Genomic DNA, 25716 nt, shown 5'->3' on the forward strand with positions numbered 1-25716 from the left:
TTGTCAAAGAAGACGTTAAAATATAAGCGCTTGTGATAGCGTATTTACATAATGCTGATTAGATAGAGCAAAAAACAAGAACATTAGAACATCACTTTCCTAATTACAATTTATGCTTGGCGGCCATAGCGCTGTGGTACCACCTGATCCCATGCCGAACTCAGAAGTGAAACGCAGCTGCGCCGATGATAGTGTGGGGTCTCCCCATGTGAAAGTAGGTCATCGCCAAGCGCCTCATTTAAAATAGCCCCACTGGTTAGTTCCGGTGGGGCTTTTTTAATTGTGTTGATTTATGTGAACTACGCAGAAAGTAGGGCGAGTTTACCGACAGGTAAGGGTCACGAGCGGAGGAGCTCTGCGACGACTTTCCATCGCCAAGCGCCTAACAACGATAAACCCCAGTCTTCGAAAGAAGGCTGGGGTTTTTTCGTTATTGATCGCTTAGACGCCGATGACTACTTTTACATGGGATAAACAAAGTAGTGACGCAGTCGCCACCCTTATGTGTGACAGTAGGGCGAATATCGCGACAGCGATGGGTTATGAGCAATGTTCACCCAGCGCCAAGCGTCTCATTAAACGAACCCTGTTGACTTGCGTCGACAGGGTTTTTTTATGTCTAAAATTCGAGAGTATCTGGCTTATTGAAATTTACCCTCCCAATTACGAAACATCTTTTGACCTTGGGGCGCTGGCTTCAGCCTGCAGTGTCTTTGTTTTTATTTTGAGTTTTAGCTTATGACTATCGCTACTGATTTCTATTTATTATAAAAATCTATAGGGTATTGGTCGGAACGGTGGAAATCGAATCCACAACCTGCCGCTTAGGAGGCGGCTGCTCTATCCAGTTGAGCTACGTCCCGGAAGTATGTTGATTAATATAACTTATTTTTTCTTATAAGTATCATTAACCATTATTCTGCTCACCTATGAAGAAATTTCATACCTTTTATAATAGTCATTATAATGCGTAGATAGTTTTTACACTAACTCATTGTGAATCTTAGGGGAGCTACTTATACCAATTGTATTAAATAACTGATCTAAGTTTTGCGCCGGAAAAATGGCTTAGTTTGAGGCGTAAGTTGATGTAAATGGTTATTCCCTATACGAAACTTACAACGAAAAAATAAGTTATTTTAACAAGTAAAATAGATCAGTTACTTACTATGATTGGTATCAATCACTCTCTTGTTAAAAGTTTGTCCCCTTATTTAATATAATTACTATTATCTCTAAAGTTATAGTAGATCTCGCCGATACTAATATCAGATAACATTTTATTACCAAGGCAGGGTTTAATGAAAATACTACTAATTATTTCGACATTAATTTTTATGCTTCAGGGATGTTCTGCGGTTAGAGTTATATCGGCTGAGGAATATGATGCAATGAAGGACAAAGAAGTGGCTCGTAATAGTGATAACTATCTTTATTATTATATTGCCCATTCTACTAGTCATAATTATTTATCTGATAAAGACAGCGATACTGGTGGCGTGAAAACAGGTTCTAATGGATATGGCCACCTTTATAGCTTTCAAGGTAAGAAGTCTTTAATTCTCTCTGAAATAGTCAGTAAAATGGCAGATCAGCTTTTGTATAACTACAATGACCAATACCATAACAATTCTTTGGCATTAACCTCTTTAGTTGATCTCAATGATTACAATAATACGAGTTGGTTAGGACAAACTATTTCTGAGCAATTTATACATGAGCTTCATATAAGACAAGTACGTATTGTCGATTATAAGTTAACAGGTAACATCCAAGTAACCCCTGCCGGTGAGTTTGCTGTAACAAGAGATTGGAAAAAACTTAATAAGAATGTAGATGTTAGTCGTATTTTGACAGGTACCATTTCACGTAATGAAGAGGGGTTATTGTTAATGTACGTATCGTTAATGCAACTGATAACGCGGTAGAGTCAACGACTAGCGCATTTATACCTGAACGTATGTTTGTAGGTGGTGTATATGATTATCGCCCTAGAAACTACATTTCACGCAATAGTACTAATGATAATAATCGTGTATCAGTACGCCTTGTTGAATAAATAACTCATCTAATACATTACTGTGTGTTGCTGTCCTGACAACACACGTTAACCCTTACACTCCTTTCTCCGACTGTTAAATAAAGCCTCCCTTTCTTAGTTAATGCATTGTAGGTATGAATATTGCTTGTTTATATCAGCACACTAATTAACTGATCTATATGCTTGTGAAGGTAACTTACTGCTTGTTGGCGAGTTGGTTATTTATTACGGGAATTAAGGTTACTTAGTTAACATTATTAGTATTGAAGTTAATAGGGCGATTTAGCCTATATGTAAGGAGTTTCGATGTTCAGTTTTATACTACAGAGGCGTTTATTGGTAGCGTTAATCTTATCTAATTTTCTCTTAACTGGCTGTTCACTCTTTAAAAAAGAGGTGGTGGAGGTCGAAAAAGTGGATACTTATAAATTTGTTGCCGTTGGTTATGCCACTATGAGTGCGCAATCAGGTGCAACGGATGATATAAAGATGCTAAATGCGATAAAGGCATCAAAGTTAGAAGCTTATAAAGAATTAGCAGAGCAAGTGTATGGTGTCATGTTAACTTCTGAAAATAGCGTACAGCAGTATCAATTACGTAACGATGGTCTAAGTACTAAGGTGAAAGGCCTAGTTCGAGGAGCGAAGGTATTGCGTAGCTATCATGAGAATGACTTGTATATCACTGAATTAGGATTGAATATGGAGACCTTACCTTTCCTTAAAAACGCTGAGTTTACGGATCGAAGTGAGGTCATTCAGGTACCAAGTAAAATCTATTATTAATGAATTAACGGTTCAGTCATGATTATTTCTGCTGGAAGTTAGGGAGTATTTGATCTGGAGGAGAGGAGGTTTAATCAGACTAGGCTTGGATATTTTTACCCAATAAGCTCGCGCTGTTTAACACACCCTTTTGATCATAGGTAACAGAGTTCTGTCCTTTAGCTTGGGTAAGTACTTGCATCAGGTGTTTATTGCTTTGCATACTTAATTCAATGAGACGCCCATTGATATCATTATCTTTTTGGCACTCATTTAAATGATCTTCAATTTTAGTTCTTAACATTTGTAGATCATTATCTTGTTGGATTTGACTTAAGTTATCTTCAGTGCTGATTTTTTGATTAGCCTGGTTGATGGCTTGTAGCTGTTTTTGTTTATTAGACAAGATAAGGTTGAGTGTATCGAATGACTTTTCTTTAAGGCAAGCTCTCTCTTTATCGAGTGTCTCATGGAGAACTTGAATCGTATTTAATAACTCATTTAACTGGTCTTTTAACATAGGGTATTCTTTAAGTTAACAGTTTAACTTGAATAGGCGTCGCTTAAATCATGTTCAAACTTGCCAATATTTTCAGCTAACTGTGTTGAGTTAATCTTATAGTCGCCTTTTAAAATAGCTGCCTTTAATGTTTCAACACGTTTCATATCCACTTGAGACTCACTTGAAGCTTGTTTTTGCATTTTATTTAGATTCACTGCTTGCGATGTTAGTTGCACAGAATCCTTGTGTGGATTTTGCACCTCTTTCTTATCGGCGATGTTGCCATTACTTTTCTTGAGTGAGTTATTTTGGTCAATCGCAATACTATTTTGTAATGTTTGACGGTTGATATTTATACTCATAATCGTATTCCAATTAGTCTACATGGTTAACGTATCGGCAGTGTCTTATAAAACTTTAGCAAAAAGCTGACTTTTTAAAAAGAAACTTGTACTTCTTTTAAAGCATAGACTGTACCAACAACTTCTCGTTGGGTCCGTGTGTTTTTGACTCTAACAGTACTACCTATATTACCATCTGTTAATGCAATTCCCGAGGCTTTTATTTTTAGCCCGCTTTGGTTTGCGGTAATGGTCACTTTATCACCCTTACAGACATAACAAACATCTTTAAAGCGAATACCTCTTTGCGAAGATACGTTTCGTTTAAGTCTGACACCATTTAATAAAGCGAGTTCAGAAAAAGTACTCCCTCTCACTTGCGACTTGGCCTTATAAATTAACTCTATATTCTCTTCATCTAATGTTTCACCTTTACTTAGCGGGCGACTACTGACAATTAACGGGATCAGTGTTTGTACTTTAACTCTTACGTATAAATCCCAAGGTGTATCATCTTTACAAGATACTTTAACTGCGGTTTTACTTTTAATTTTATCGCCAACGATATAACCCTCTAAAGGGATTGTACATTCAGTAAAAGTCATCCTGTCAGAAATCGGATTCGCTTTTATATAGAGCTTTTGTTCCTCTGTTAACTCAAATGTAGCTTGGTATTTATTAAAAATAAGCGTTTCAGCAAACTTTTCTACCTCTTTTGAGTAATTAGGGGATGCAAAAATATGAGAAGACCCTAGACTTAGGATTAGGAATATAAATCGAAGCAATTTGCTCACCTTAGTTAAGTGAATTTGTTTCAGTAATAAATGACGTAGTAAAACAGTATAGATGTTTTTTACTTAAAAATAACCATAACAAAAAGGAATGGAATATGGCAGGGGTTTTAGACTCAGTTAACCAACGAACTCAGTTGGTAGGACAAAATAGACTTGAGCTATTGCTTTTTAAACTGGGTGGAATTCAGCGTTACGGGATTAACGTTTTCAAAGTAAGAGAAGTCTTACAATGTCCACCTTTAACTGTACTTCCTAAGTTAAATGGTGCTATTCGAGGTGTTGCTTATGTACGTGGGCAAGCTATCTCTATTATCGATATGAACCTAGCGACGGGTGGCCGTGCCATTGATGATATTGAGAACCGATTTATTATTGTCACTGAATATAACCGTTCAGTGCAAGGTTTCTTAGTGGGATCAGTTGAGCGAATTATAAATATTAACTGGGAAGATATTCTTCCACCGCCGGCAGGTAGTAGCCGCTATAGTTATTTAACTGCGGTAACAGAGGTAGATAACTCCCTGGTTGAAGTGCTAGATGTAGAGAAAATACTGGATGAGATTGCGCCAGTAAATACTGAAGTAACCGAGCAAATTACCATTGAAAACATGCAGAACAAAAAAATTCTAGTCGCAGATGACTCGTCAGTAGCACGTAAACAGATCCAGCGAACTTTAACCAGCTTAGGGTTAGAGTGTGACCTAGCCAAAAATGGTAAGGAAGCGCTTTCTATGTTGCAAGAGGTTGCTAAAACTCAGCCTGTGTTTGATAAATATGCGCTAATGATCTCCGATGTTGAAATGCCCGAAATGGATGGTTATACCTTAACCTCTGAAATAAAGGCTCATCCAGATATGAAAGATTTATATATTATTCTTCATACTTCGCTCAGTGGAATTTTTAACCAAGCCATGGTTGAGAAAGTGGGGGCAAATGACTTTATTGCAAAATTTAATCCTGATGAGTTGGCGATTGCCGTACAAAAGGTGATTAATTGTTAGGTAAAGCATATTAATCAATGTTATTTTTCAATCATAAAATTATAAGAAAGGGTTTTTTAATTTTATTACTTAAAAATATGTTTAAAGCAATTAATGGAATGCAGGTAATTATTAGTGAAAACTTTGTCTGATCAACTTTATAAAAAGTTTGCTCTTTTTCTAGAAAAACAATGCGGTATTGTATTAGGGGATAACAAACAATATTTAGTTAAAAGCCGTTTAAGCCCTCTTGTCACGCAATTTAACTTAACAGGATTAGAGGAATTGGTGGAGAAGGTAATTAATAGCCTTAATGCTCAAATGCGTAATGCTGTTGTAGATGCGATGACCACCAATGAAACGCTATGGTTTCGTGATATTTATCCTTTTGAATTACTTACTCATAAACTGTTTCCGGAAATTTTACAAAACAAGAAAAATATTAAAATTTGGTCTTCTGCAAGCTCATCGGGTCAAGAAGCTTATTCTATTGCGATGACCGCATTGGAATATAGTAAAGCCAAACCAACGAGTAATTTAAATGTACAAGTGGTTGGTACTGATATTTCTGATTCAATGTTAGCGCAATGTAACCTAGGTCAATATGATCTACTTGCATTGTCACGTGGTTTATCTGAAACACGTAAGCGTCAATTTTTTATTCCAGTTCATGGCTTAAGCAATAAAATGCAGGTGAGACCCGAGGTCAAAAAATTGACTTCCTTTCGACGTCTAAACTTATTGGATAGCTATGCTTCATTGGGTAAATTTGATTTAATTTTTTGCCGAAATGTATTGATCTACTTTTCTAATGACGTTAAATCTAAAATTTTGAATCAGTTTGCAGGTGCTTTAAACCCTGGTGGGTATCTTATTTTGGGGGCGTCTGAATCTTTAAATGGATTAACAGATAAGTTTGAAATGGTACGTTGTAATCCGGGCATTATTTATAAATTAAAAAGTAAATAATCGCAGTACTGGATACAAATTCCTTGTTTAGCACATTGATTAAAGAGGCAACTATTGCCTCTTTTTTTAGTCATTTTTTTATTGTTACTATTACCTTCCTAAGCTTAAGTGTTATTGGTTACAGTTAGCTGAGCACCAAGCCACAATGTCTTCCAACGTCTTATCTTTTTGATTTAATTTATACATTTCCCTCTTTAATTGAAAAAAATCGCTTAGATAACTCCCTTAGTTAATTTTTTGGCACAAGCTTTGCATTTATCTAGACAAAGGAGAAATTTATGGCACTTAACTTTGAAAAAGCATTAGGCATTCATCAGCACACATTAGGTATTCGTTCACGCCGAACTGAAATTTTGGCGTCAAATATCACTAATGCAGATACCCCTAATTACAAAGCAAAAGATATTAATTTCAAAGATGCATTAAATGCAGCTAAGTCAGGAAGTGGCGTGTCGTTAAATCGTACCGATACACTTCATAAGCCTGGTTTCTCTAGTTCAATGGCACAAAATGGATTGCTATATCGTGCCTCTAATCAACCCGATACGGGTGACGGCAATTCCGTTGATTTAGAAGTTGAACGTAATTTGTTTATGAAAAACAGCATGGAATATCAAGCCAGCTTAGATTTTTTAAATAGTAAAATTTCAGGGCTACGTTTGGCCATTAAAGGTCAATAATTGCTAGCAGGAGAAAAGTGATGAGTTTATTAAAAGTATTAGATGTGGCCGGCACTGGGATGAGTGCGCAATCTGTGCGATTAAACACGACTGCTAGTAACTTAGCGAATGCCAATAGTGTCAGTAGCAATATTGATGAAACATATAAAGCACGTCATCCTGTTTTTGCTGCAGAATTAGACCGCGCGATGGGCGGCTTGGATAGCAGTGTGGGTGTAAAAGTGCAGGGCATTGTTGAAAGTACTGCTGAATTAAACCGTGAATATGCGCCCAATCACCCTAAAGCGGACGAGGATGGTTTCATTTTTCACTCTAATGTCAATGTAATGGAAGAGATGGCCAATATGATCAGTGCTTCTCGTTCTTATCAGACAAATGTGCAAATTGCCGATGCGGCAAAGCAGATGTTAAGTCGTACATTGCAAATGGGTAAATAAGGATAATTAGATGACTACTATCACTTCATCGGGTCTCAGTTTAACCAAACCATTAACTGAAGAACAGATAAATAAAAATACTGAGATAGATGCTGAGCAGCAACTAGATCAAGAAGACTTTTTCTCGTTGCTCTCACAGCAACTTGCTTACCAAGACCCATTCTCACCCGTTGAGAATGCGGAAATGATTTCTCAAATGTCTTCGTTTACTACGGCTGAAGGTATTGCCACATTAGGTACAGAATTTGCCGGTATCAAAGAGGTGTTGAACTCTAGCCAAGCATTAGAAGCGTCATCACTAGTAGGCAAAAAAGTACTAGTGCCAAATAATCAAACTTATCTTCCTGAAGGTGGAACTGCATCAGGATCTATCACTAGTACAACAGGGGCAATTAACACCACAGTTTCTGTTAAAGACAGTGCCGGTAATGTTGTTAAAACTATTGAATTAGGTGAGATAGGCGCCGGTAATCAACGCTTTGATTGGGATGGGCTAGATGCGGAAGGTAAACCTGCTCCACAGGGGAATTATACTTTTGAAGCATTTGGCTCAGTGAATGGAAATGGAGAAGCATTAACAACAGCCAGTTATGCGCATGTTGAAAGTGTCAGTTTAGGTGGTGGTTCTGCTAGCGTCTATTTAAACCTGAAAGGGTTAGGCGGTATCGAACTGGACGAAGCAATTGAAGTTGCTGAAAATATATAATTAAAGGAAATTACTATGTCATTTAATATAGCATTAAGCGGAATTTCAGCTGCACAAACAGATTTAGATGCAACTGCAAACAATATCTCTAACGTAAGTACCGTTGGTTTTAAAGAGTCTCGTGCTGAATTCGATAGTGTTTATGCTAACTCACTATTCTCAAACAGCGCAACTAAAGTCGGTGATGGTGCTGCTGTCTCTGCTGTTGCACAACAATTCCACCAAGGTAGCTTAAAGTTTACTGATAATCCATTAGATTTAGCGATCACAGGGAGTGGTTTTTTGCCACTTCTCCAGGCCTTGAAGATAATAATACCAACTATACACGTTCTGGTACCTTTAAATTAAACTCAGAAAACTACATCGTTGATAACAGTGGTAACTATTTACAAGCATTCCCTGTTAACCCTGACGGTAGTTCATCTTCATTGAGCCTTGCAACTACGCAACCGATTAAAATTCCAGAAACTGCGGGGACCTCGGTTAAAACTGATGCGGTCAGTATTGGTCTTAACTTACCTGCTGGAGATGAAGAAAAACCACTTGCTGATTTTGATCCTTCAAATCCAGATACTTATAACAATGCAACCTCTGTAACTATTTATGATTCTTTAGGTGAACCACATATTTTAAATACTTATTATGTGAAACCTGAAAATGGCTCTGCTGATGGTACGAACCAATGGGTCTCTTTTGTTACGGTTGATAACAAACCTGTAGACAGCACAGAGGCGGCAAACTATTTCCAAGATGCAAATGGTGATGGTGCATTTGACGACGCGATTGGTTCTCCGGCAAGTTACACTGGTTCTGACGGTGAAGTACATAATGGTGTGGTGCTTAACTTTGATGAAAATGGTGAATACATTAATACCAGCCCGGAAGTATTAACGTTTGAAAGTTTAGGTACTGATGGTGCTGATGTGTTATCTGCAGGTGCTGATGGTACACAGGCGATTACTATTGATTTTGAAGAACCAACTCAGTTTGCCTCTGCTTTCCAAGTAACTGGTTTAGAGCAAAATGGTTTAACAGTAGGGCGTTTAACTGGTATTGAAATTGGCTCTGACGGTTTAGTGCAGGTGTCTTACAGTAATGGTACATCGGATCCATTAGCTCGAGTGGCCATGGTACGTTTTAGAAACGAGCAAGGTTTATCACAAACTGGGTCAAACTGGACGGAATCACAAAGCTCTGGGGGACCACTAACAGGTGAAGCAGGTTCAGGTACCTTTGGTAATATTAGTTCTGGTGCACTAGAGCAGTCTAACGTTGATTTGACCACTGAGTTAGTTGACTTAATTAGCGCACAGCGTAACTTCCAAGCGAACTCGCGTTCATTAGAAATTAACTCTTCATTACAAGAGACAATTTTACAAATTCGTTAATCGCATATTTTTACCTCTATTGAAACGCACCCGATTGGGTGCGTTTTTGTTTTACCTTCTTACCTATCTCCTCTTTTATTTGTCCTGAATATTTTGTTGGCACAATGTTTGCAATTATATATTTATCAATATAGTGAAGACAGCTGTTAACCGTTATTTATCTATCAATTGCTAAGGAACTCAAAATGGATAATTTTCTTTATGTATCAATGTCTGGCGCTAAAGAGAACATGAATGCCTTAGCGATCCACAGTAATAATCTAGCTAACGCTAGTAAAACTGGCTTTAAAGCCAGTTTTGAGCAAGCTCGCAGTATGCAGGTTCATGGTGATGGTTTACCAACGCGTGTGTTTTCTTTAGCTGAATCACCAGGACAAAATTTTGACAGCGGTATTGTTCATGCCACCGGTCGAGAGTTAGATGTTGCCGTAGAAGGTGAAGGCTGGTTTGTGGTGCAATCAGAAGCCGGTGATGAAGGGTTAACGCGTAGCGGTGATTTTAATATTACTGCCGATGGCTTTTTAATCGATGCAAATGGTCAAGAGGTATTAGACAGTGCTGGTAATAGTATTTTTGTTCCTATGCCCATTGAAAAATTTTCTATTCGTCAGGATGGTGTGATTGAGGTTCGTCCAGAAGGTGCACCTGCTGACGGCATGGAAGAAGTTGCACAGTTAAAGTTAGTGAACCCTAATATTCAAGATTTAATGCGTGGAGAAGATGGTTATTTTCGACGTATAGATGGACAACAAGCTGAAGTCTCTAATGAGGTCGTTGTTGCCAGCGGCGCGTTAGAAGCCTCAAACGTAAATTTAAGCGGTGAGTTGACGAGTTTAATCAACCTGCAGCGTAATTTTGAAATGCAGGTCAAGATGATGAAAAAAGCGGAAGAGATAGATCAAAGTTCTGAATCTCTATTGAAAATCGTTTAAATCATTGATTATAAATTAAAAGTTTAAGGAGAAGTGTATGCATTCCGCTTTATGGATTAGTAAAACAGGGTTAGATGCACAGCAAACTAACGTCGCCACCATTTCAAATAACTTAGCCAATGCGAGTACCGTTGGTTTTAAGAAAAGTCGCGCTATTTTTGAAGATCTACTGTATCAAAATGTTAATCAACCTGGGGCGAATGCAACACAGGATACTAAACTCCCTTCGGGGTTGATGGTGGGCTCTGGTGCCAAAGTTGTGGCGGTACAAAAGAACTTTTCACAGGGTAATGCATTAACCACTAACAACTCATTAGATGTGATGGTTGATGGTAAAGGCTTTTTTGAAATCGAAATGCCAGATGGTAGTTCAGCCTTCACTCGTAATGGTCAATTTATGCTTAATGAAGAAGGTGTGATGGTTACGCCTGGTTCAGGTTACCCGTTAGTACCACAGGTACAAATTCCCGATGATGCTCAATCAATTAGTATTGGTGCTCAAGGTGAGGTATCGGTAAGTATTGCTGGTCAAGCGGCTAACCAAGTCGTTGGGCAATTAAATGTGAATGCATTTATTAATGCGTCAGGGTTAGAGCCATTAGGTGAAAACCTATATGCAGAAACAGGCGCATCGGGCGCACCCATTGAAGGTGTACCAGGTGCTGATGGTTTAGGTTTTATTCGTCAAGGTATGTTGGAAACGTCTAACGTAAATGTGACCGAAGAATTAGTTAACCTAATTGAAAGCCAACGTGTTTATGAAATGAACTCGAAAGTGGTTTCGGCCGTTGATGAAATGTTGTCTTACATTAGCCAACAGTTATAACAAGAGTATCACCTTGGTGGTTGATGCTCTGGAGAAGAATATGTCATTTACTATATCGAAAAAAATCAAGTTGCTGCTTAATACCTGCTTAGTATTTAGCTTAATGTTATTTACTAATATTGCGGATGCAGCAAGAATTAAAGATATTGCCAGCGTGCAAGGGGTTCGTAGTAACCAATTGGTCGGTTATGGGCTGGTGGTTGGTCTTCCTGGAACAGGTGAAAAGAGTAGTGCATTTACAGAGCAAGCCTTTTCTACCATGTTACGTAATTTTGGTATTAACGTGCCGCCCGGTGAAACATTAAAAATAAAAAATGTCGCACCGGTAGCCATTACTGCAGAGTTGAAACCTTTTACTAAACCGGGGCAAACTATTGATATTACAGTTTCCGCGATTGGTGAAGCAAAAAGTTTACGTGGTGGTGAGTTACTTCAAACCTTTTTGAAAGGGGTTGATGGTAAAGTTTACGCCTTAGCTCAAGGTAGTTTAGTGGTAGGTGGCCTAGGTGCAGAAGGTGCCGATGGCTCTAAAGTGGTTATCAATACTCCGACAGTTGGTCGTATTTCGAATGGTGCGATTGTGGAAAGAGAGGTGTTATCACCTTTTGCTCAGGGCGACACTATTACCTTTAACTTGCATAAAGCAGACTTTACCACGGCTAAAAAAATGGCTGATACAATCAATAATTTAGTGGGCCCTCATACAGCCAGTATGTTGGATGCAACATCAGTACAAGTATTAGCACCTCGTGATGTCTCACAACGAGTTTCATACTTATCAACCTTAGAGAATTTAGAGTTTGAACCTGCGCGTTCAAGTGCAAAAATTATTGTTAACTCACGTACTGGTACGATTGTTATTGGTCAAGATGTGAAGCTATTACCAACGGCTATTACCCATGGTGGTATTAGTGTGACAATCAGTGAAAATAAAACCGTTTCTCAGCCTAATGCATTTGCAAATGGTAATACGGAAGTGATTGATAATAGTACTATTGATGTGACACAAGCAGACAGTCGTATGTTTAGATTTGACCCTGGTGTAAACCTTAATGATCTAGTAAGAGCGGTTAATGAGGTCGGCCTTGCTCCTGGTGATTTGATGGCAATATTAGAAGCATTGAAGCAAGCGGGTGCATTAGAAGGTGAGTTGATTATAATCTAATTGGTATAATAGTCCTATCATCAAGTAGAACAAACTAAAAAGGAAAGCAGATGCTTTCCTTTTTTTATTTGTAGCTTAACTTATTAATTACAAAGTCATTGCTGCTATCCAACCAAAGGTGATAACAGGAATATTGTAATGTAAGAAAGTTGGGATCACTGTATCTCTAATGTGATCGTGTTGACCATCTGCATTAAGACCTGATGTTGGACCTAATGTTGAGTCAGATGCTGGAGAACCTGCATCACCTAATGCTGCCGCCGTACCCACTAAGGCAATAATTGCCATTGGAGAGAAACCAAAAGCAATGGCTAATGGAACATAGATGGTGGCAATAATTGGAATCGTTGAGAATGAAGAGCCTATCCCCATTGTCACTAATAAACCAATCACTAACATTAACAATGCGGCTAATGCTTTGTTATCACCAATGCCTGATGATAATGCAGAAACTAAGGTATCAACACTGCCCGTTGCTTTCATTACCGCTGCAAAACCTGCAGCTGCAATCATAATGAAACCGATCATCGCCATCATATGAACACCTTTGGTGAATACATCGTGTGTCTCTTTCCATGCAATCACACCACCAAAGGTAAATACACTGAAACCAGCCAATGAACCTACAATCATAGAGCCTGTCATTAATTGCACGGTTAATGTCGCAACAATGGCAACTAACGCGACAATAATATGACGTTTGTTAAGTGTTTTGAATTCAGTTGTCGTGTTTGTTTCGGTGATATCTTGGTATTCGCGTGGTTTACGGTAACTGATAAAAATAGCAATAAGCAAACCTGTGACCATACCTAATGCAGGCAGGATCATAGCCGTCGGTACTTGGCTCGCAGTCACATCTAAACCGTTATCATGCAAGTTTTTTAGCAGGATGTTATTTAAGAAAATACCACCAAAACCAACAGGTAATACCATATAAGGTGTCACTAAGCCGAAGGTTAAGATGCAGGCTGTTAAACGTCTATCAACACGTAAGCGGTTAAACACACCTAATAAGGGTGGAATTAAAATAGGAATAAATGCGATATGTACTGGCACAATATTTTGTGAAGAGATGGTCATCAATAAGATAACTGAAAACACACCATATTTAATAAATTGTGAGGTGTTTTGAGCTTGTTGTGCATTCAATCGTTTAATGATTGCCTGTGATAATAGGTCAGTAATACCTGACTTAGAGATAGCAACGGCAAAAGCACCAAGCATCGCATAACTTAACGCTATGGTTGCGCCGCCACCTAAGCCACTTTCAAAAGCTGAAATGGTATCAGGTAAAGATAAACCAGCGGTTAAACCGCCAACTAATGCACTTAATGTTAGCGCAATAACAACATTAATACGCATCATTGACAGTATGAGCATGATACATACCGCCAGTAAAACAGGGTTAAGCATAATTATTCCTTTGTGGTAGGGTCAAAATCCGCAGGCATTCTACTTGATGCAAACGGGCTTTGCTTAAAAAACTACACCTGCCTTGATGATTAATTAGTAAATGCCACTTATTTAATAAAAATAAATAAGTGGCATTTTTTTTGCTTTATTAATACTACAGTATAAATGGGGTTGATGGATGAGCACTCAAACAGTCACGCAAGCAAGCAATTACTTTGATTTACAAGGGTTAGAGCAGTTGCGTCAAAAAACCAAAACCAACGATAAAGAAACGATTCGTGAAGTGGCGAATCAATTCGAGTCGATGTTTGCGAGCATGCTGATCAAATCAATGCGTAAAGCTAATGAAGCTTTTGAAGCAGACAGTCCATTTAACAATCAACAAACTAAATTTTACACGGACATGCAAGATAAGCAGCTAGCGGTAGATATCAGTCGACACGGCACCTTAGGGTTAGCGGATGCCTTAGTCAGACAACTAGACCCTAGTTCAATGGCGCGTTTGCAATCTGTAGAGCAAGATAAATTAGCGATGCCTAATCAAGCGCAGACGGTAACTATGCATGAGCTGAACCCAGCACCCGCTAATATTCAGTTTAATAAGCCGGATCAATTAAGAGAATTATCAATAACTAGAATTAATGATAGTACAACGCAGAACCAGCTATCTGAGCAGGCACAAAGTCCTGAGCTAGTAAATAAACCTAAAGCGAAGTCGGATGCTGATTTTAGCTCACCTTCATCGTTTATTGAGTCGTTATTGCCTTACGCGAAAAAAGCGGCAAAAGCATTGGGGGTTTCACCTGAGGTTTTAGTGGCACAGTCAGCATTAGAGACTGGATGGGGTAAGAAAATTTTGCAAACACCTGGACAAGAAAGCAGCTTTAACCTGTTTAATATTAAATCTCATGGTGGTTGGCAAGGTGATAGCGTTAATAAGAATAGTCTGGAAGTAGAAAATGGAATCGGTATTAAACGTCGTTCTAACTTCCGTGTTTATCAAGGCATTCAAGAAAGCTTTAATGATTACACCGATTTTATTAAAAATAATAAACGTTATGAGCAGGCACTGCAGCAGGGTGGTAATCCAAATCGTTATATTGAAGAGTTACAAGATGCAGGTTATGCAACGGACCCTCAATATGCAGAGAAAGTGCAGAAAATTATGAATAGCGATAGCTTCAAAGCTGTTGTTGCAGGAGAAAACAATGGCTGATCTATTACAAATTGGACTATCAGGGGTTTATACCTCTCAAGCTAACTTAGCCACAACCAGTCATAATATCAGTAATGTCAGCACTGAAGGCTACTCGCGTCAAAATGTTGATGTCAGTGCCACTGGTGCGCAACGTCTAAGCTCTCATTTTGTTGGTACTGGTGCCATGGTGAGCAGCATTGACCGTGCTTATGACCAGTTTGCTTTTGCCGAGAATATGATCAATACATCCAATCATGCTTATTATCAAGAAAAGTACACTCAGGCGAATCAAATGGATACCTTGTTATCCAATGAAAGTACATCTGTGACAGCGCCTGTGATTAATATGTTTTCGTCTTTATCGAATGTTGCTGATAACCCTAACTTATTAGAAGCGCGTACGGTATTTTTAGAAGATGCTGGCAGCATGGTTAACCAGTACAACACATTATACAAACATTTAGATAACCAATATAAAGGCATTAACGCTGATATTGATAATTCAGCATCGGTGATGACTGAATTAGCAGAAAGTATTGCCAGTTTAAATGATCAAATTGCTTCTGTTGGTGGGCCGGGTAATGGAACAGGCGCCAATGACTTATTAGATAAGCGTAACTTAGCCATCACTGAACTCAGTAAATATGTTAATACTTCTGTAGTGGCAACAGATAATCATATGGTCAATGTTTATATTGGTAGTGGCCAAGGTTTAGTTATGGGGCAAAATGCTCAACAGGTTATAGCCGTTGATGGAGATCCTGACCCTGCTCGTAAACAGTTAGCGTTACAATTTAACGGTAAGGCCGCGGTGATTAATGGTAATCAACTCGGTGGTGAAGTCGCTGGCTTATTTAATAGCCGAGATAAAGACGTTGAAGTGGCGATGAATCAATTAGGGCAAAGTGTCATTGGTTTGACTCATGCTTTAAACGAGCAGCAAAAGTTAGGGCAAACCCTAGAAGGACAAATTGGTCAAAATCTATTTAATGATATTAACAGCAAAGACTCCATGGAGAGTCGTGTGTTAAGCCATAAAGATGACCTAGGTAAAGCCACATTAAGTGTACGCATAGATGATTTAACGACACTCTCTCCTGATGAGCTAACACTAAAGGTCACAGAGCATGTACCAGGTGTTTCTATTGCTTTCTCGGTTACTAACAATAGAACTGGTGAAACAAAGCAAGTTGCTATTGATGATTTAAGCACAGAGAACCGGTTTAATATTCCTGATTCAGGAATTAGTGTTGGTATCGATTCGATGGTAACACCGCTTCAAGAAGGCAAAACATTCACCTTACGCCCAACGCGTTATGGCGCTCTAGAAGCGAGTATACAGGAAACGGATCCAAAGAGAGTGGCCGCTGCAGAAGCCGAAGTCAAATCCATTAGTAGTGAGCAAAATACAGGTACAGCGCAGTTACGTGTTAGTGCCTTGCTGGACAAAGCTAATCCACACTATGTTAATCCAGAGAATCCACTGACTATTCAGATCTCTGCGAATAGTAACAACGGCATGATTGCTTATAACGTGTTTGATAAAAATGGTTCACAGGTTAATGCCACAGAATTAACAGCGCCGATTGATCCATTAAGTGGTAAAGCGGTGTTGGTTGCTGGTGGAGTTGAGGTATCTTTGGAGAAAGGGAAACCCTTAGCCAATGATCAATTTACTCTGCAGTTTAACGAAACGGGTGACAGTGATAATCGCAACATGTTAGCCATGACTGATCTGCAAGACGCAAAGATAATGAATGGTAAAAAAGCAACCTTTCAAGATGTGTATAACGGCATGATTTCGGAAGTCGGTGCAAAAACCGCTAATGCAGATGTGGCCATGCAATCGGCGTCCATTTTAAAAGATCAGTCCTTTGAAAGGATCCAGCTAGTGAGTGGTGTCAATATGGATGAAGAAGCCGCTAACTTATTAAAGTATCAACAATATTATAGTGCTGCTGCGCGTGTTATTACGGTAGCAAATGAAGTTTTTGAGAGCATATTAAATGCATCTCGTTAATTGCGTCCATATTGGTTTTATAAGTGTCAGCTGGCGTCAGCCTAATCAGGAATTATAGAGAGGTTATATGCGCGTTTCATCGCCACTATTTTTTATGCGAAACACCACTTCAATGATGGAGCAGCAAGCCGCATTAAGTGATCAGAACTTACACTTATCTAGCACTAAGCGTGTGATTAACGGCAGTGACGATCCGGTGGCTATTGCTACGATCCAACGTTTAAAACAAGATCTAGCGGTAGGTGAGCAATACATTAATAACGGTGAAACAGCTAAGTCTAGTAATGGATTATCTGATACCGCCTTGTCGCAAAGCACACATATTCTGCAACGAGTGCGTGAGCTAATGATCAGCGGTAGTAATGGCACCATGAATGAAGGTAACCGTGAAGCTGTGGCCATTGAGCTGGAAGGTTTACGCGAAGAGTTAATGGGGGTTGCGAACACAAAAGATGGTAATAACCAATATATCTATGGCGGATATGAAGTGGATGTCGCGCCTTTTCAAATGAATGAATTTGGAGAAGTCGTTTACCATGGTGATAATGGTGAACGAGAGTATCGAGTCGGCACTGGTGTGCTCGTACAAGGCAATGATTCAGGCGCTAAGATCTTCATGGATATTCCAGAGGGAAACGGTACTTTTGTGTCTGAGTTAGGCGCAGGAAACATGGGCGGTGGAGTAATTAGTGCTGGCCAAGTAGTTGATAAAGATGCAGCGCGTGACTTCTTAGATCAAGATTATACCATTTCCATCAATACTACTGAAGAAGGTCCAGAGTACTCTGTTTATGGGGTACAAGAGCAAGCGGTTAAAGGTAATGCTAAGGTTACCATTAGCAGTGTTAATTTAGATGCTGCTGGTATCAATAGTGTAAACCCAGCTGTGAATGCCACGATGGGTCTGCAATTTACTGAAACTAGTCCTGGTAGCAAACAGTTTAATGTGGCAATTAATGGTACTTCAGCTTCGACCACTTATGATGCAAATAATGCCGATCCACAACGATTAAATATCAATGGTATTACGCTAGAGGTTGATGGCCTGCCGGCTGATGGTGATAATTATGGATTAACTAAATTTATTGCACCTACCCCCTACGAAGATGAACAAGCTATCTCTTTTAATGGCATAAAAACCCAAATTAAAGGTGATGTAGAAAACTTAGACTCTTTTACTTTACGTCAAAGCGAAGAAAAGGATGTTTTTGCCTCTATTCAAAGTGCCATTGATGCCTTACGTATACCAGGCAGTGACCAAACAACCTTAGCAAAACAAAATACTGCTTTTGATATGTCGTTATTACAAATTGATGGTGCGATGGACAAAGTATCCAATGTGCAAAGTGCCGTTGGTGCTAGATTAAGAACCATTGATAACCAATATGAATCTACCTTAGATTTTAACTTAACTATCCACAGTACATTATCCTCTTTAGAGGATTTAGATATGGCTGCTGCGATCAGTGAGTATCAACAAAAACACAGCATGTTAGAAGTCTCTCAACAAACCTTTGTACAGCTGCAAAAGTTAAGTTTATTTAATCATATCTAAGCTTTGAATAAACGGGGTGGCAGTTAACTCCAAGACTTATCCGTAAAGAGGCAATTTATTGCCTCTTTTTTTGCCTATCAAATTTAATTATTTTGTGAACAGGGTCTGACTATTTAATGACTCTTAAAAGTGCCACTTAAGCTGCTGATTTTTAATGTGTATTTTTATTTTAAAAGTTGGCACATTAATCGCATTACTAACCATGAGAGTAAAAATTGACGGCAAATAAGACCGAAACAAAAAGGTTATTGCCACACTCCCTTACAGGGGTCACCAAGACATAAAAGGATTACATCATGGCTCAAGTCATTAACACTAATATCATGTCGCTGAATGCACAACGTCAGCTAAACAAAACACAATCCATGCAAAACGAAGCGATGGAGCGTTTATCATCGGGCCTACGTATCAACAGTGCTAAAGATGATGCCGCAGGTCTTGCAATCTCTACCGCGATGCAATCACAAATTAAAGGTTTAACACAAGCTGTGCGTAACTCGAATGATGGTATTTCGATGGCACAAACGGCAGAGGGTGCGATGGATGAGATGACCAACATACTACAACGTATGCGTGAGCTATCGGTTCAAGCAGCCAACGATACTAACTCAGCAGAAAATAAAGCCTTCATCCAAGAAGAAGTTGATCAGCTTTACTCGGAATTAGATCGTATTGCTAACACAACACAGTTTAATGGTAGTAATTTATTAGATGGCTCAAATGCTTCTACTACATTACAAATTGGTGCTAATGCAGGACAAAATTTAACTTTCTCCATTGACCCCGTTACAACTGCTGCACTTGGCCTAGATGGTGGTGTTAACAAAGGTGACTTAAACAGTGGTCGAGTCAGTGCAAATGCAATGGTTGATGGACAAATTGCCATTAATGGTATCGATTTACCTGCAGTAGAAGCTGGTGGTGGTGCAGTTGAAATCGCTAAAGCAGTTAACTTACAAACTGCATCAACAGGTGTGGTGGCCGATGCTTATAATATTGTTGAAGGGCGTGCCTTAGATGATAATGGTGTTGCATTAACAGGTGTAACAAACGGATTAGAATTTACCGTTGGTGATAATCAAACAGTGACCTTAGGTCCAACATCATCAATGGAAAACTTAGCAGAAACCATTAACCGTGATGTAGCAGGCTTGCAAGCTAATGTCGGTGACGATGGTCAGCTTATTTTAAACAATGATACTGGTGAAACAATTACCATCGGTGGGCCAGATAGCATGCGTTCAAATGCTGGTTTACAAGGCGGTGTAACAGCAGGTGAAGAAGTTCGTTACGAAGGTTACTTAGGTTTAACAAGTCAATCCGGCGAACCTATTAGTGTTGATGTTGGTACTAATGGTGCCGTTGGCGATACTAAAAATATTGGTTTCATGGTAACGAATGGCGCAGCGGTAACAGGTGACGCTATTTCTGACTCAAGTGCGATTACTGAAGCAGACGCGTTAACCATTAATGGTGTTGAATTAGATATTAAAGGCGCAACTGCCGGTTCATTGACACTGGAAGAAAAAATTACAGGTATTAACCGATTAACAGAACAAACGGGTGTTTCTGCAGTACAAGATGCGTCTGGTGGTATTTTATTTACTAACGAAACCGGTGGTGATATTACCATTGCCAGTGCCGCTGACAGTGACGCAGGTAAAACTGCAGCTTTAGCTAAACTAGGTGTGATCGATGTAGGTGGTACAGCGGTTACTGAGCTTAAGTTGAATGTAACAACAACACGAAGTGCAAGTGATAGCTTAGCAAAAGTAGACAATGCATTAGCAAGTATCTCATCGTCTCGTGCAAACTTAGGTGCGATTCAAAACCGCTTAGACTCAACTATCTCTAACTTAGAGAATGTATCGCAGAATCTATCTGCTTCTAACTCTCGAATTCAAGATGCAGACTTTGCTGCTGAGACTTCAAATATGAGTAAAGCGCAGATTTTACAACAAGCGGGTACATCCATGTTGTCACAGGCAAACGCAAGTACGCAGAACGTATTATCACTATTACAGCAGTAATTGAGATAAAGAGTACTCAGTACTCCTAAGATAGGTGAAATGAAATATCTTGGTTTTTTACTCTCATGATCTCCTCTTATTTCAATTCATTTTAAAGGTAGCTTCGGCTACCTTTTTTGTTTTAGGCGAACACCGATTGTTGTTTGTATTTGCAACCAGATGAAGTAGATAACTCCTGCAATAGCACCGTATAAATGCGCATTAATTAACACAGTGGCGCCGATCAAAGCTTCAGTGGTAGGAGAAGGACCATTGAACTGTTCATAGGCAACTTTAGCTATAAAACCTAACCCTAATATCACTCCCCATTTATCTTTTTTCTTTAATTCATCACACACACTAAAAGCAAATAAACCATGCAATGCACCGGACAAACCTACATACCACTGTAAATCAGGCTCAATCCAGTATAAGCATAGGCTAATAAATAGACCGATAAATAGCATCATCAATAACATTGAATACTGTTTAAAGGTATCTAAGAATAAAGTGGCGACCACCACTAAGCCGGTACCATTTAGCAGTAAGTGGTAACCATTAGTGTGGCAAAAGTGCGCCGTTAGTAAACGCCAGACTTGCCCCTTTGCAATGCCATTGTGATAATATGCCAACCATTGACTGCTGTTATCTTGGAATACAAATAACAATGCACTGAGTGTCAAAATAATAGCAGTGTGAAACCATACCGTGCGCATTAAGCAAACCTTAATAGAAGTTGAAAGAGATAAATGACAAAACGAGCATTCTGCACTGAGTGTAACAAAGCATTAACTGCCTGTATCTGTGATGCTATATGTGCGCTTGATAATCAACACTTTTTGCATATATTGCAAGACCCGAGTGAGCAAAACAAAGCGATAGGCACTGCACGTATTCTGGATTTATCACTTTCAAAGGTAAAGCTAACGGTGGCAGATACCTTTGATCCAACACTATTTGACTTAAACAATACCTTCCTGGTATTTCCAAGTGAAGAGGCTGCCACTATTGGTACTTTAAGAGAAACAGCTCAAATAAACAGTGAGACTCAATTTATCTTACTGGATGGTAGTTGGAAGAAGGCCTATAAACTCTTAATGAGCAATCCTTTTCTTCAGTCTTTGCCAACCTTGATGATTAACGTACAGGAGAAAAGTCGCTATCGGATTCGCAAATCACCAAGAGAAGATGGATTGTCGACGGTGGAAGCGGGTTATTATTTATTGTCTGAATTAGAGAATGATAACAACAAGTTTTTACCCTTATTAGAAGTGTTTAAACAGATGATCGACTTTCAAATCGCTAGTATGCCCGCTGAGGTTTACCAGCAACACTATCTTAATAAAACAACACAGGATGACCTTTAATGCCATTAGCTATTTCCGCTGGCGTGACGATCCCCGACTGGCAATTACAATTAACCGCAATTCGTTCTCAAGGTGCAGGTGGACAGAATGTGAATAAGGTGAATTCCGCAATCCATTTACGTTTTGATATTAAAAGTTCTACGTTGCCGGACTTTTATAAACAACGCTTATTAGCCTTGTCTGATCACCGTGTAACAGAAGAGGGAGTGATTGTCTTAAAATCGCAAGAGCACCGCACGCAAGAGAAAAATCGTGAAGAAGCATTGAGTCGTTTAAAAGCCTTGATCCTAGATGCCGTCAAAATTAAAAAATCACGAAAGGCGACTAAACCTTCACGTAACGCCAAAAAACGTCGTGTAGATGACAAAAAACGTGTTGGCACTAATAAAGCCTTACGCGGTAAAGTACTGTAAATCATCAAGTAGTTTTTGACAAACTAAAGGCTCTCATCTATTTTAAGTTTTAAGAGTGATGTGATGCCTTGCGCTAATTTTGGTCAGTGAAATCATCTTAGGTGTCATAAAAATGCCATCGAATCTTGTTATACCAATACTATAAAATAAGTGGTTGGTATTAGTTTTAAAAGTTGTGATTATTAAGGAAGGGACGGTTATGTCATTAATGGGTTTTTATGCAATTCGTAACGAAGATACGGAAGAAGAGTATACGTTAGATGCAGATGACTTTATTTGGGAAGATGCAAACCAATCGGGTGAGCAATATCGTTTTATTCATGTTGAGACGGAAGAGTTACCTGAAGTAGTAGCAACCTTTGACGTTGATGCAGAAGAGTTTGTTGTGCAAATGCCAGCGGGTTATGAAGAGTTGGAAGACGGTTTATATATTAATGCCGATGAAGACGATTACGATAGTGATAGCGAGTATGGTTATGATGATGGCTACGATGATTAATCGCTGTTAAATAACTCGTTATTAGATAAAAGAAAGCCAGTGTAAAGGGCGGGGGATAGTACTTTACACTGGCTATTGCTAACTGTTTAGATGACTGACCTCAGTTTTGCTGAGACTAAGGTAGGCCATTAGCTAATGCGGAAAAACCTACCAGTTTTTCTTCTAAAGCGCATAGCTCTGAACTTGATAGAATCATAGCGCCAGCCGTGTAGTTTTAGCGTACCTGCTTCAACGCGTTCTTTGATCCAAGGGAAGGTCATTAAGTTAATCAATGATTGTTCAATGCCTTTTTTCTCACAGCAATCATAATGCTCTGCTTTATTGCTTAGTTCTGTATCCGCTAAAATTTCATCGCGCACATCTTCTAACTGCATCATCCATTTTGAGATAAAGCTTTTATCTATCTGTTTTCCTGCACCGTCCATCAATGCTTTGATACCACCACATTGGGTATGACCGAGTACAATAATACTTTCTACTTCTAATCCAGTAACAGCAAACTCTAATGCCGCACTAGTACCGTGGTAGTTATCATCAATTTCACAAGGTGGCACTAGGTTAGCAACGTTACGAATAACAAACAGATCACCAGGTTCACAATCTAAAATAAGTGTTGGCTCTACACGTGAATCTGAACAGCTAACAATGGCTATTTTAGGGAACTGTCCCTCTTCAGATAGTTTAGATAACTGTTCTTGGTGCTCTTGGTAATAACCTTCGCGAAAGCGTTGGTAGCCGGCAATTAACTTATCAGTAGCTAACATGGGGATTCCTTATAATTGACATTAAAGAGATAATAAAGGATAAATGGTATTTATAAAAATTAATATATTTTATTTTTATCATAAATAAAGGTTAATGTTAAATGCGAGCCACACTCCATCAGTTAAAAGTATTTCGCCAAGTGGCGATATCCATGAACTACACTAAAGCAGCAGATGAGTTAGGTTTATCTCAACCAGCGGTTAGTATTCAATTAAAGCAACTAGAGACTAATTTAGATATCTTTTTATTTGAGAAAATTGGTAAGACACTATTTTTAACACCTGCAGGAAAAGAGCTGAGGGTGTTTTGTGATCAGCTATTTATTAACTTTGATAATATCGATATGACCTTAAGTGGTTTAAAAGGGGAGTTAGCGGGGGATCTTTATTTATCAGCTGTAACCAGTGCTAAGTACTTTACTCCGCATTTGTTGGGAGCATTCCATAAGCGTTACCCTAAAGTTAACTTTCACCTTGATATTGTTAACCGAGAGCAGATTATTCAACGCCTTTATGATAATAAAGATGACCTAGTGATCATGGGCTTAGTACCTGAAACCATGGCATTAGCAAAGCACTCTTTTGTTGATAACCCGATTATTGTGATTGCTAGTCCGCAACACCCTCTAACTAAAAAGAAAAATATCCCATTGTCTGAATTAGCAGAGCACGCTTTTATTCACCGAGAGCAAGGGTCTGGAACACGAAAGGCCTTTGAACAAGAAATTAAAGCGAATCATGTGCAATTAAAAGTGAATATGACGTTAGGTAATAGTGAAACAATTAAACAAGCAGTAATGGCCGATTTAGGTATTTCTGTTGTTTCTCGACACAGTGTCACATTAGAGCTTGCAACCGGTGTGCTTAAAGAGATAGACATTGAGGGGTTCCCTTTACAAAAAAGCTGGTCCTTGGTGCACCATGAAACAAAACATTTATCGCCGATTGCTAAAGCCTTTGTAGAGTTTGTGTTATCACCGGAAGAAAATGTGCCTGCGCTGTGTAATCGCTTTTTAGCGCATCATTTTGTGAAAAAAACTTAAGGTTATACTTATACCAATCATAGTAAGTAACTGATCTATTTTACTTGTTAAAACAACTTATTTTTTCGTTGTAAGTTTCGTATAGGGAACAACCATTTACATCAACTTACGCCTCAAACTAAGCCATTTTTCCGGCGCAAAATTTAGATCAGTTATTTAATAAAATTGGTATTATTATAATGCTTATTACGGCTTTATCTTTGTTTACGTTAGCTTGTAATTATTTGATTCTAAATAAACTTGCTATTTCATTATGCCGAGTTGATACGAAATAGTTTATGATGTCTGCAATTGAAACACCGCATTCAGGTGTTTGCCATCTAGGTCTGTATTTGGGCCATCAGCATAAAGTATGGAGTCTCTTTGAGCATTATATTAGGTATCGATCCAGGGTCACGTATTACTGGCTACGGGGTTATCGAACAAAAAGGTAGTCGTTGCACCTATATTGCTAGCGGTTGTATCCGTACTAAGGGCGAAACATTAGCACCTAAACTTAATATGATCTTTGATGGTGTGGCCGAGATTATTAAACAATATCAACCCACTGAGTTTGCTATCGAACAAGTGTTTATGGCGAAGAATCCAGATTCAGCATTAAAGCTTGGACAGGCGAGAGGGGCGGCAATTGTTGCTGCTACTCAGTCAGACTTATATGTTTGTGAATATTCCGCTCGTCAAATTAAACAAGCTGTTGTGGGTACTGGTGGCGCTACTAAAGAACAAGTGCAATCGATGGTGATGCAGGTGTTAAATCTATCAGGTCGACCACAAGCGGATGCTGCAGATGGGTTAGCGGTTGCCATTTGTCATGCACATACAGCACAATCTCTGGTGGCAATGGCTGGACAAGTTAAAAAAACGGTGCGTGGACGTTTCCGTTAAGCTCTTCTCAAGTGTTTTGTTATC

The 25716-nt window shown here is 38.9% G+C and carries 25 protein-coding genes, 1 tRNA gene, 1 rRNA gene and 1 pseudogene; 21 read left to right on the forward strand and 7 right to left on the reverse strand.

Going from position 1 to position 25716, the window contains the following annotated elements; translation table 11 throughout:
- Positions 1–115: 115 nt before the first annotated feature.
- A 5S ribosomal RNA gene (gene rrf, locus ACLKL2_RS16290) occupies positions 116–231 on the forward strand.
- A gap of 555 nt (positions 232–786) precedes the next feature.
- Here the strand turns inward: rrf and ACLKL2_RS16295 are convergent.
- Positions 787–863: transfer RNA gene (locus ACLKL2_RS16295), tRNA-Arg, on the reverse strand.
- A gap of 528 nt (positions 864–1391) precedes the next feature.
- Between ACLKL2_RS16295 and ACLKL2_RS16300 the strand changes: the two genes are divergently transcribed.
- Both ACLKL2_RS16300 and ACLKL2_RS16305 read left to right on the forward strand, forming a co-directional pair.
- Positions 1392–1928, forward strand: coding sequence for a FlgO family outer membrane protein (locus ACLKL2_RS16300; protein WP_413692489.1), 537 nt, complete (start codon positions 1392–1394; stop codon positions 1926–1928).
- Between the two features lie 419 nt (positions 1929–2347).
- Positions 2348–2827 carry an LPP20 family lipoprotein gene (locus ACLKL2_RS16305; RefSeq protein WP_413692490.1) on the forward strand — a complete coding sequence of 160 codons (480 nt, stop codon included), beginning with the start codon at positions 2348–2350 and terminating at the stop codon, positions 2825–2827.
- Between the two features lie 79 nt (positions 2828–2906).
- Here ACLKL2_RS16305 and ACLKL2_RS16310 read toward each other — a convergent pair whose 3' ends face one another.
- The 3 genes from ACLKL2_RS16310 to flgA all read right to left on the reverse strand — a co-directional run bounded on the left by ACLKL2_RS16310 (position 2907) and on the right by flgA (position 4434).
- A complete protein-coding gene (locus tag ACLKL2_RS16310) occupies positions 2907–3326 on the reverse strand; it encodes a flagella synthesis protein FlgN (RefSeq protein WP_413692491.1) in 420 nt (139 codons plus the stop codon).
- A 23-nt stretch (positions 3327–3349) separates the two neighbouring features.
- The gene (gene flgM, locus ACLKL2_RS16315; RefSeq protein WP_113820369.1) at positions 3350–3670 is read right to left on the reverse strand and encodes a flagellar biosynthesis anti-sigma factor FlgM; all 321 of its coding nucleotides are present in this window, start codon (positions 3668–3670) and stop codon (positions 3350–3352) included.
- A 74-nt stretch (positions 3671–3744) separates the two neighbouring features.
- A complete protein-coding gene (gene flgA, locus ACLKL2_RS16320) occupies positions 3745–4434 on the reverse strand; it encodes a flagellar basal body P-ring formation chaperone FlgA (RefSeq protein ID WP_113820368.1) in 690 nt (229 codons plus the stop codon).
- Positions 4435–4538: 104 nt separating this feature from the next.
- Between flgA and ACLKL2_RS16325 the strand changes: the two genes are divergently transcribed.
- The 9 genes and pseudogenes from ACLKL2_RS16325 (at position 4539) to ACLKL2_RS16365 (ending at position 12526) form a co-directional block, all read left to right on the forward strand.
- Positions 4539–5444, forward strand: a complete 906-nt coding sequence (locus ACLKL2_RS16325; protein WP_113820367.1) for a chemotaxis protein CheV — start codon at positions 4539–4541, stop codon at positions 5442–5444.
- Positions 5445–5558: 114 nt separating this feature from the next.
- The gene (locus ACLKL2_RS16330) at positions 5559–6392 is read left to right on the forward strand and encodes a CheR family methyltransferase (protein ID WP_413692492.1); all 834 of its coding nucleotides are present in this window, start codon (positions 5559–5561) and stop codon (positions 6390–6392) included.
- Between the two features lie 278 nt (positions 6393–6670).
- The gene (flgB, locus tag ACLKL2_RS16335; RefSeq protein WP_113820365.1) at positions 6671–7072 is read left to right on the forward strand and encodes a flagellar basal body rod protein FlgB; all 402 of its coding nucleotides are present in this window, start codon (positions 6671–6673) and stop codon (positions 7070–7072) included.
- A gap of 20 nt (positions 7073–7092) precedes the next feature.
- A complete protein-coding gene (gene flgC / locus ACLKL2_RS16340; protein WP_113820364.1) occupies positions 7093–7509 on the forward strand; it encodes a flagellar basal body rod protein FlgC in 417 nt (138 codons plus the stop codon).
- 10 nt (positions 7510–7519) lie between these two features.
- Positions 7520–8215, forward strand: coding sequence for a flagellar hook assembly protein FlgD (locus ACLKL2_RS16345; protein ID WP_113820363.1), 696 nt, complete (start codon positions 7520–7522; stop codon positions 8213–8215).
- Between the two features lie 15 nt (positions 8216–8230).
- Positions 8231–9603: pseudogene (flgE, locus tag ACLKL2_RS16350) on the forward strand (flagellar hook protein FlgE).
- Positions 9604–9788: 185 nt separating this feature from the next.
- Positions 9789–10535, forward strand: a complete 747-nt coding sequence (locus ACLKL2_RS16355; RefSeq protein WP_113820361.1) for a flagellar basal body rod protein FlgF — start codon at positions 9789–9791, stop codon at positions 10533–10535.
- Between the two features lie 37 nt (positions 10536–10572).
- Positions 10573–11361, forward strand: a complete 789-nt coding sequence (gene flgG, locus ACLKL2_RS16360; RefSeq protein WP_113820360.1) for a flagellar basal-body rod protein FlgG — start codon at positions 10573–10575, stop codon at positions 11359–11361.
- Between the two features lie 103 nt (positions 11362–11464).
- On the forward strand, positions 11465–12526 hold the full coding sequence (locus tag ACLKL2_RS16365) for a flagellar basal body P-ring protein FlgI (RefSeq protein ID WP_413694349.1): 1062 nt from the start codon (positions 11465–11467) through the stop codon (positions 12524–12526).
- Positions 12527–12613: 87 nt separating this feature from the next.
- Here ACLKL2_RS16365 and ACLKL2_RS16370 read toward each other — a convergent pair whose 3' ends face one another.
- Positions 12614–13939 (reverse strand): Na+/H+ antiporter family protein, encoded by a 1326-nt coding sequence (locus ACLKL2_RS16370; RefSeq protein ID WP_113820358.1) that lies wholly within the window; start codon positions 13937–13939, stop codon positions 12614–12616.
- Positions 13940–14117: 178 nt separating this feature from the next.
- On the opposite strand from ACLKL2_RS16370, the gene flgJ reads away from it, so the two are divergent.
- The 4 genes from flgJ (at position 14118) to ACLKL2_RS16390 (ending at position 20742) form a co-directional block, all read left to right on the forward strand.
- The gene (flgJ, locus tag ACLKL2_RS16375; protein ID WP_413692493.1) at positions 14118–15155 is read left to right on the forward strand and encodes a flagellar assembly peptidoglycan hydrolase FlgJ; all 1038 of its coding nucleotides are present in this window, start codon (positions 14118–14120) and stop codon (positions 15153–15155) included.
- Positions 15148–17157 carry a flagellar hook-associated protein FlgK gene (gene flgK, locus ACLKL2_RS16380; RefSeq protein WP_413692494.1) on the forward strand — a complete coding sequence of 670 codons (2010 nt, stop codon included), beginning with the start codon at positions 15148–15150 and terminating at the stop codon, positions 17155–17157. The genes flgJ and flgK overlap by 8 nt, the downstream gene beginning before the upstream one ends.
- A 67-nt stretch (positions 17158–17224) precedes the next feature.
- On the forward strand, positions 17225–18712 hold the full coding sequence (gene flgL, locus ACLKL2_RS16385) for a flagellar hook-associated protein FlgL (RefSeq protein WP_113820355.1): 1488 nt from the start codon (positions 17225–17227) through the stop codon (positions 18710–18712).
- A 296-nt stretch (positions 18713–19008) separates the two neighbouring features.
- Entirely contained in the window at positions 19009–20742 is a 1734-nt protein-coding gene (locus tag ACLKL2_RS16390; RefSeq protein WP_113820354.1) for a flagellin, read from the forward strand.
- 107 nt (positions 20743–20849) lie between these two features.
- On the opposite strand, the gene rrtA is transcribed toward ACLKL2_RS16390, so the two are convergent.
- Complete coding sequence (gene rrtA, locus ACLKL2_RS16395; protein WP_413692495.1) at positions 20850–21437, reverse strand: rhombosortase; 588 nt, start codon at positions 21435–21437, stop codon at positions 20850–20852.
- A 33-nt stretch (positions 21438–21470) separates the two neighbouring features.
- On the opposite strand from rrtA, the gene ACLKL2_RS16400 reads away from it, so the two are divergent.
- The 3 genes from ACLKL2_RS16400 to ACLKL2_RS16410 all read left to right on the forward strand — a co-directional run bounded on the left by ACLKL2_RS16400 (position 21471) and on the right by ACLKL2_RS16410 (position 23000).
- Positions 21471–22088: a tRNA-uridine aminocarboxypropyltransferase gene (locus ACLKL2_RS16400; protein WP_413692496.1), complete on the forward strand. Its 618-nt coding sequence runs from the start codon at positions 21471–21473 to the stop codon at positions 22086–22088.
- Positions 22088–22501 carry an alternative ribosome rescue aminoacyl-tRNA hydrolase ArfB gene (arfB, locus tag ACLKL2_RS16405; protein WP_113820351.1) on the forward strand — a complete coding sequence of 138 codons (414 nt, stop codon included), beginning with the start codon at positions 22088–22090 and terminating at the stop codon, positions 22499–22501. The genes ACLKL2_RS16400 and arfB overlap by 1 nt, the downstream gene beginning before the upstream one ends.
- Before the next feature lie 199 nt (positions 22502–22700).
- Positions 22701–23000, forward strand: coding sequence for a hypothetical protein (locus tag ACLKL2_RS16410; RefSeq protein ID WP_413692497.1), 300 nt, complete (start codon positions 22701–22703; stop codon positions 22998–23000).
- A gap of 128 nt (positions 23001–23128) precedes the next feature.
- Here the strand turns inward: ACLKL2_RS16410 and ACLKL2_RS16415 are convergent, their stop codons facing one another.
- A complete protein-coding gene (locus ACLKL2_RS16415) occupies positions 23129–23764 on the reverse strand; it encodes a carbonic anhydrase (RefSeq protein WP_413692498.1) in 636 nt (211 codons plus the stop codon).
- 101 nt (positions 23765–23865) lie between these two features.
- Here ACLKL2_RS16415 and ACLKL2_RS16420 point away from each other — a divergent pair, with 101 nt between their 5' ends.
- On the forward strand, positions 23866–24807 hold the full coding sequence (locus ACLKL2_RS16420) for a LysR family transcriptional regulator (protein WP_413692499.1): 942 nt from the start codon (positions 23866–23868) through the stop codon (positions 24805–24807).
- Between the two features lie 363 nt (positions 24808–25170).
- A complete protein-coding gene (gene ruvC, locus ACLKL2_RS16425; RefSeq protein WP_413692500.1) occupies positions 25171–25692 on the forward strand; it encodes a crossover junction endodeoxyribonuclease RuvC in 522 nt (173 codons plus the stop codon).
- The last annotated feature ends 24 nt before the right edge of the window (positions 25693–25716 follow it).

The sequence above is a fragment of the Psychromonas sp. KJ10-2 genome (genome assembly GCF_047323255.1).
Lineage (GTDB): Bacteria > Pseudomonadota > Gammaproteobacteria > Enterobacterales > Psychromonadaceae > Psychromonas.

Bases quoted from the DNA above. Each gene is read 5' to 3' on its own strand.
- ACLKL2_RS16300 (WP_413692489.1), top strand. From the start codon at position 1,392: ATGAAGGACAAAGAAGTGGCTCGTAATAGTGATAACTATCTTTATTAT.
- ACLKL2_RS16305 (WP_413692490.1), top strand. From the start codon at position 2,348: ATGTTCAGTTTTATACTACAGAGGCGTTTATTGGTAGCGTTAATCTTA.
- ACLKL2_RS16310 (WP_413692491.1), bottom strand. From the start codon at position 3,326: ATGTTAAAAGACCAGTTAAATGAGTTATTAAATACGATTCAAGTTCTC.
- flgM (WP_113820369.1), bottom strand. From the start codon at position 3,670: ATGAGTATAAATATCAACCGTCAAACATTACAAAATAGTATTGCGATT.
- ACLKL2_RS16325 (WP_113820367.1), top strand. From the start codon at position 4,539: ATGGCAGGGGTTTTAGACTCAGTTAACCAACGAACTCAGTTGGTAGGA.
- flgB (WP_113820365.1), top strand. From the start codon at position 6,671: ATGGCACTTAACTTTGAAAAAGCATTAGGCATTCATCAGCACACATTA.
- flgC (WP_113820364.1), top strand. From the start codon at position 7,093: ATGAGTTTATTAAAAGTATTAGATGTGGCCGGCACTGGGATGAGTGCG.
- ACLKL2_RS16345 (WP_113820363.1), top strand. From the start codon at position 7,520: ATGACTACTATCACTTCATCGGGTCTCAGTTTAACCAAACCATTAACT.
- ACLKL2_RS16355 (WP_113820361.1), top strand. From the start codon at position 9,789: ATGGATAATTTTCTTTATGTATCAATGTCTGGCGCTAAAGAGAACATG.
- flgG (WP_113820360.1), top strand. From the start codon at position 10,573: ATGCATTCCGCTTTATGGATTAGTAAAACAGGGTTAGATGCACAGCAA.
- ACLKL2_RS16365 (WP_413694349.1), top strand. From the start codon at position 11,465: ATGTTATTTACTAATATTGCGGATGCAGCAAGAATTAAAGATATTGCC.
- ACLKL2_RS16370 (WP_113820358.1), bottom strand. From the start codon at position 13,939: ATGCTTAACCCTGTTTTACTGGCGGTATGTATCATGCTCATACTGTCA.
- flgJ (WP_413692493.1), top strand. From the start codon at position 14,118: ATGAGCACTCAAACAGTCACGCAAGCAAGCAATTACTTTGATTTACAA.
- flgK (WP_413692494.1), top strand. From the start codon at position 15,148: ATGGCTGATCTATTACAAATTGGACTATCAGGGGTTTATACCTCTCAA.
- flgL (WP_113820355.1), top strand. From the start codon at position 17,225: ATGCGCGTTTCATCGCCACTATTTTTTATGCGAAACACCACTTCAATG.
- ACLKL2_RS16390 (WP_113820354.1), top strand. From the start codon at position 19,009: ATGGCTCAAGTCATTAACACTAATATCATGTCGCTGAATGCACAACGT.
- rrtA (WP_413692495.1), bottom strand. From the start codon at position 21,437: ATGCGCACGGTATGGTTTCACACTGCTATTATTTTGACACTCAGTGCA.
- ACLKL2_RS16400 (WP_413692496.1), top strand. From the start codon at position 21,471: ATGACAAAACGAGCATTCTGCACTGAGTGTAACAAAGCATTAACTGCC.
- arfB (WP_113820351.1), top strand. From the start codon at position 22,088: ATGCCATTAGCTATTTCCGCTGGCGTGACGATCCCCGACTGGCAATTA.
- ACLKL2_RS16410 (WP_413692497.1), top strand. From the start codon at position 22,701: ATGTCATTAATGGGTTTTTATGCAATTCGTAACGAAGATACGGAAGAA.
- ACLKL2_RS16415 (WP_413692498.1), bottom strand. From the start codon at position 23,764: ATGTTAGCTACTGATAAGTTAATTGCCGGCTACCAACGCTTTCGCGAA.
- ACLKL2_RS16420 (WP_413692499.1), top strand. From the start codon at position 23,866: ATGCGAGCCACACTCCATCAGTTAAAAGTATTTCGCCAAGTGGCGATA.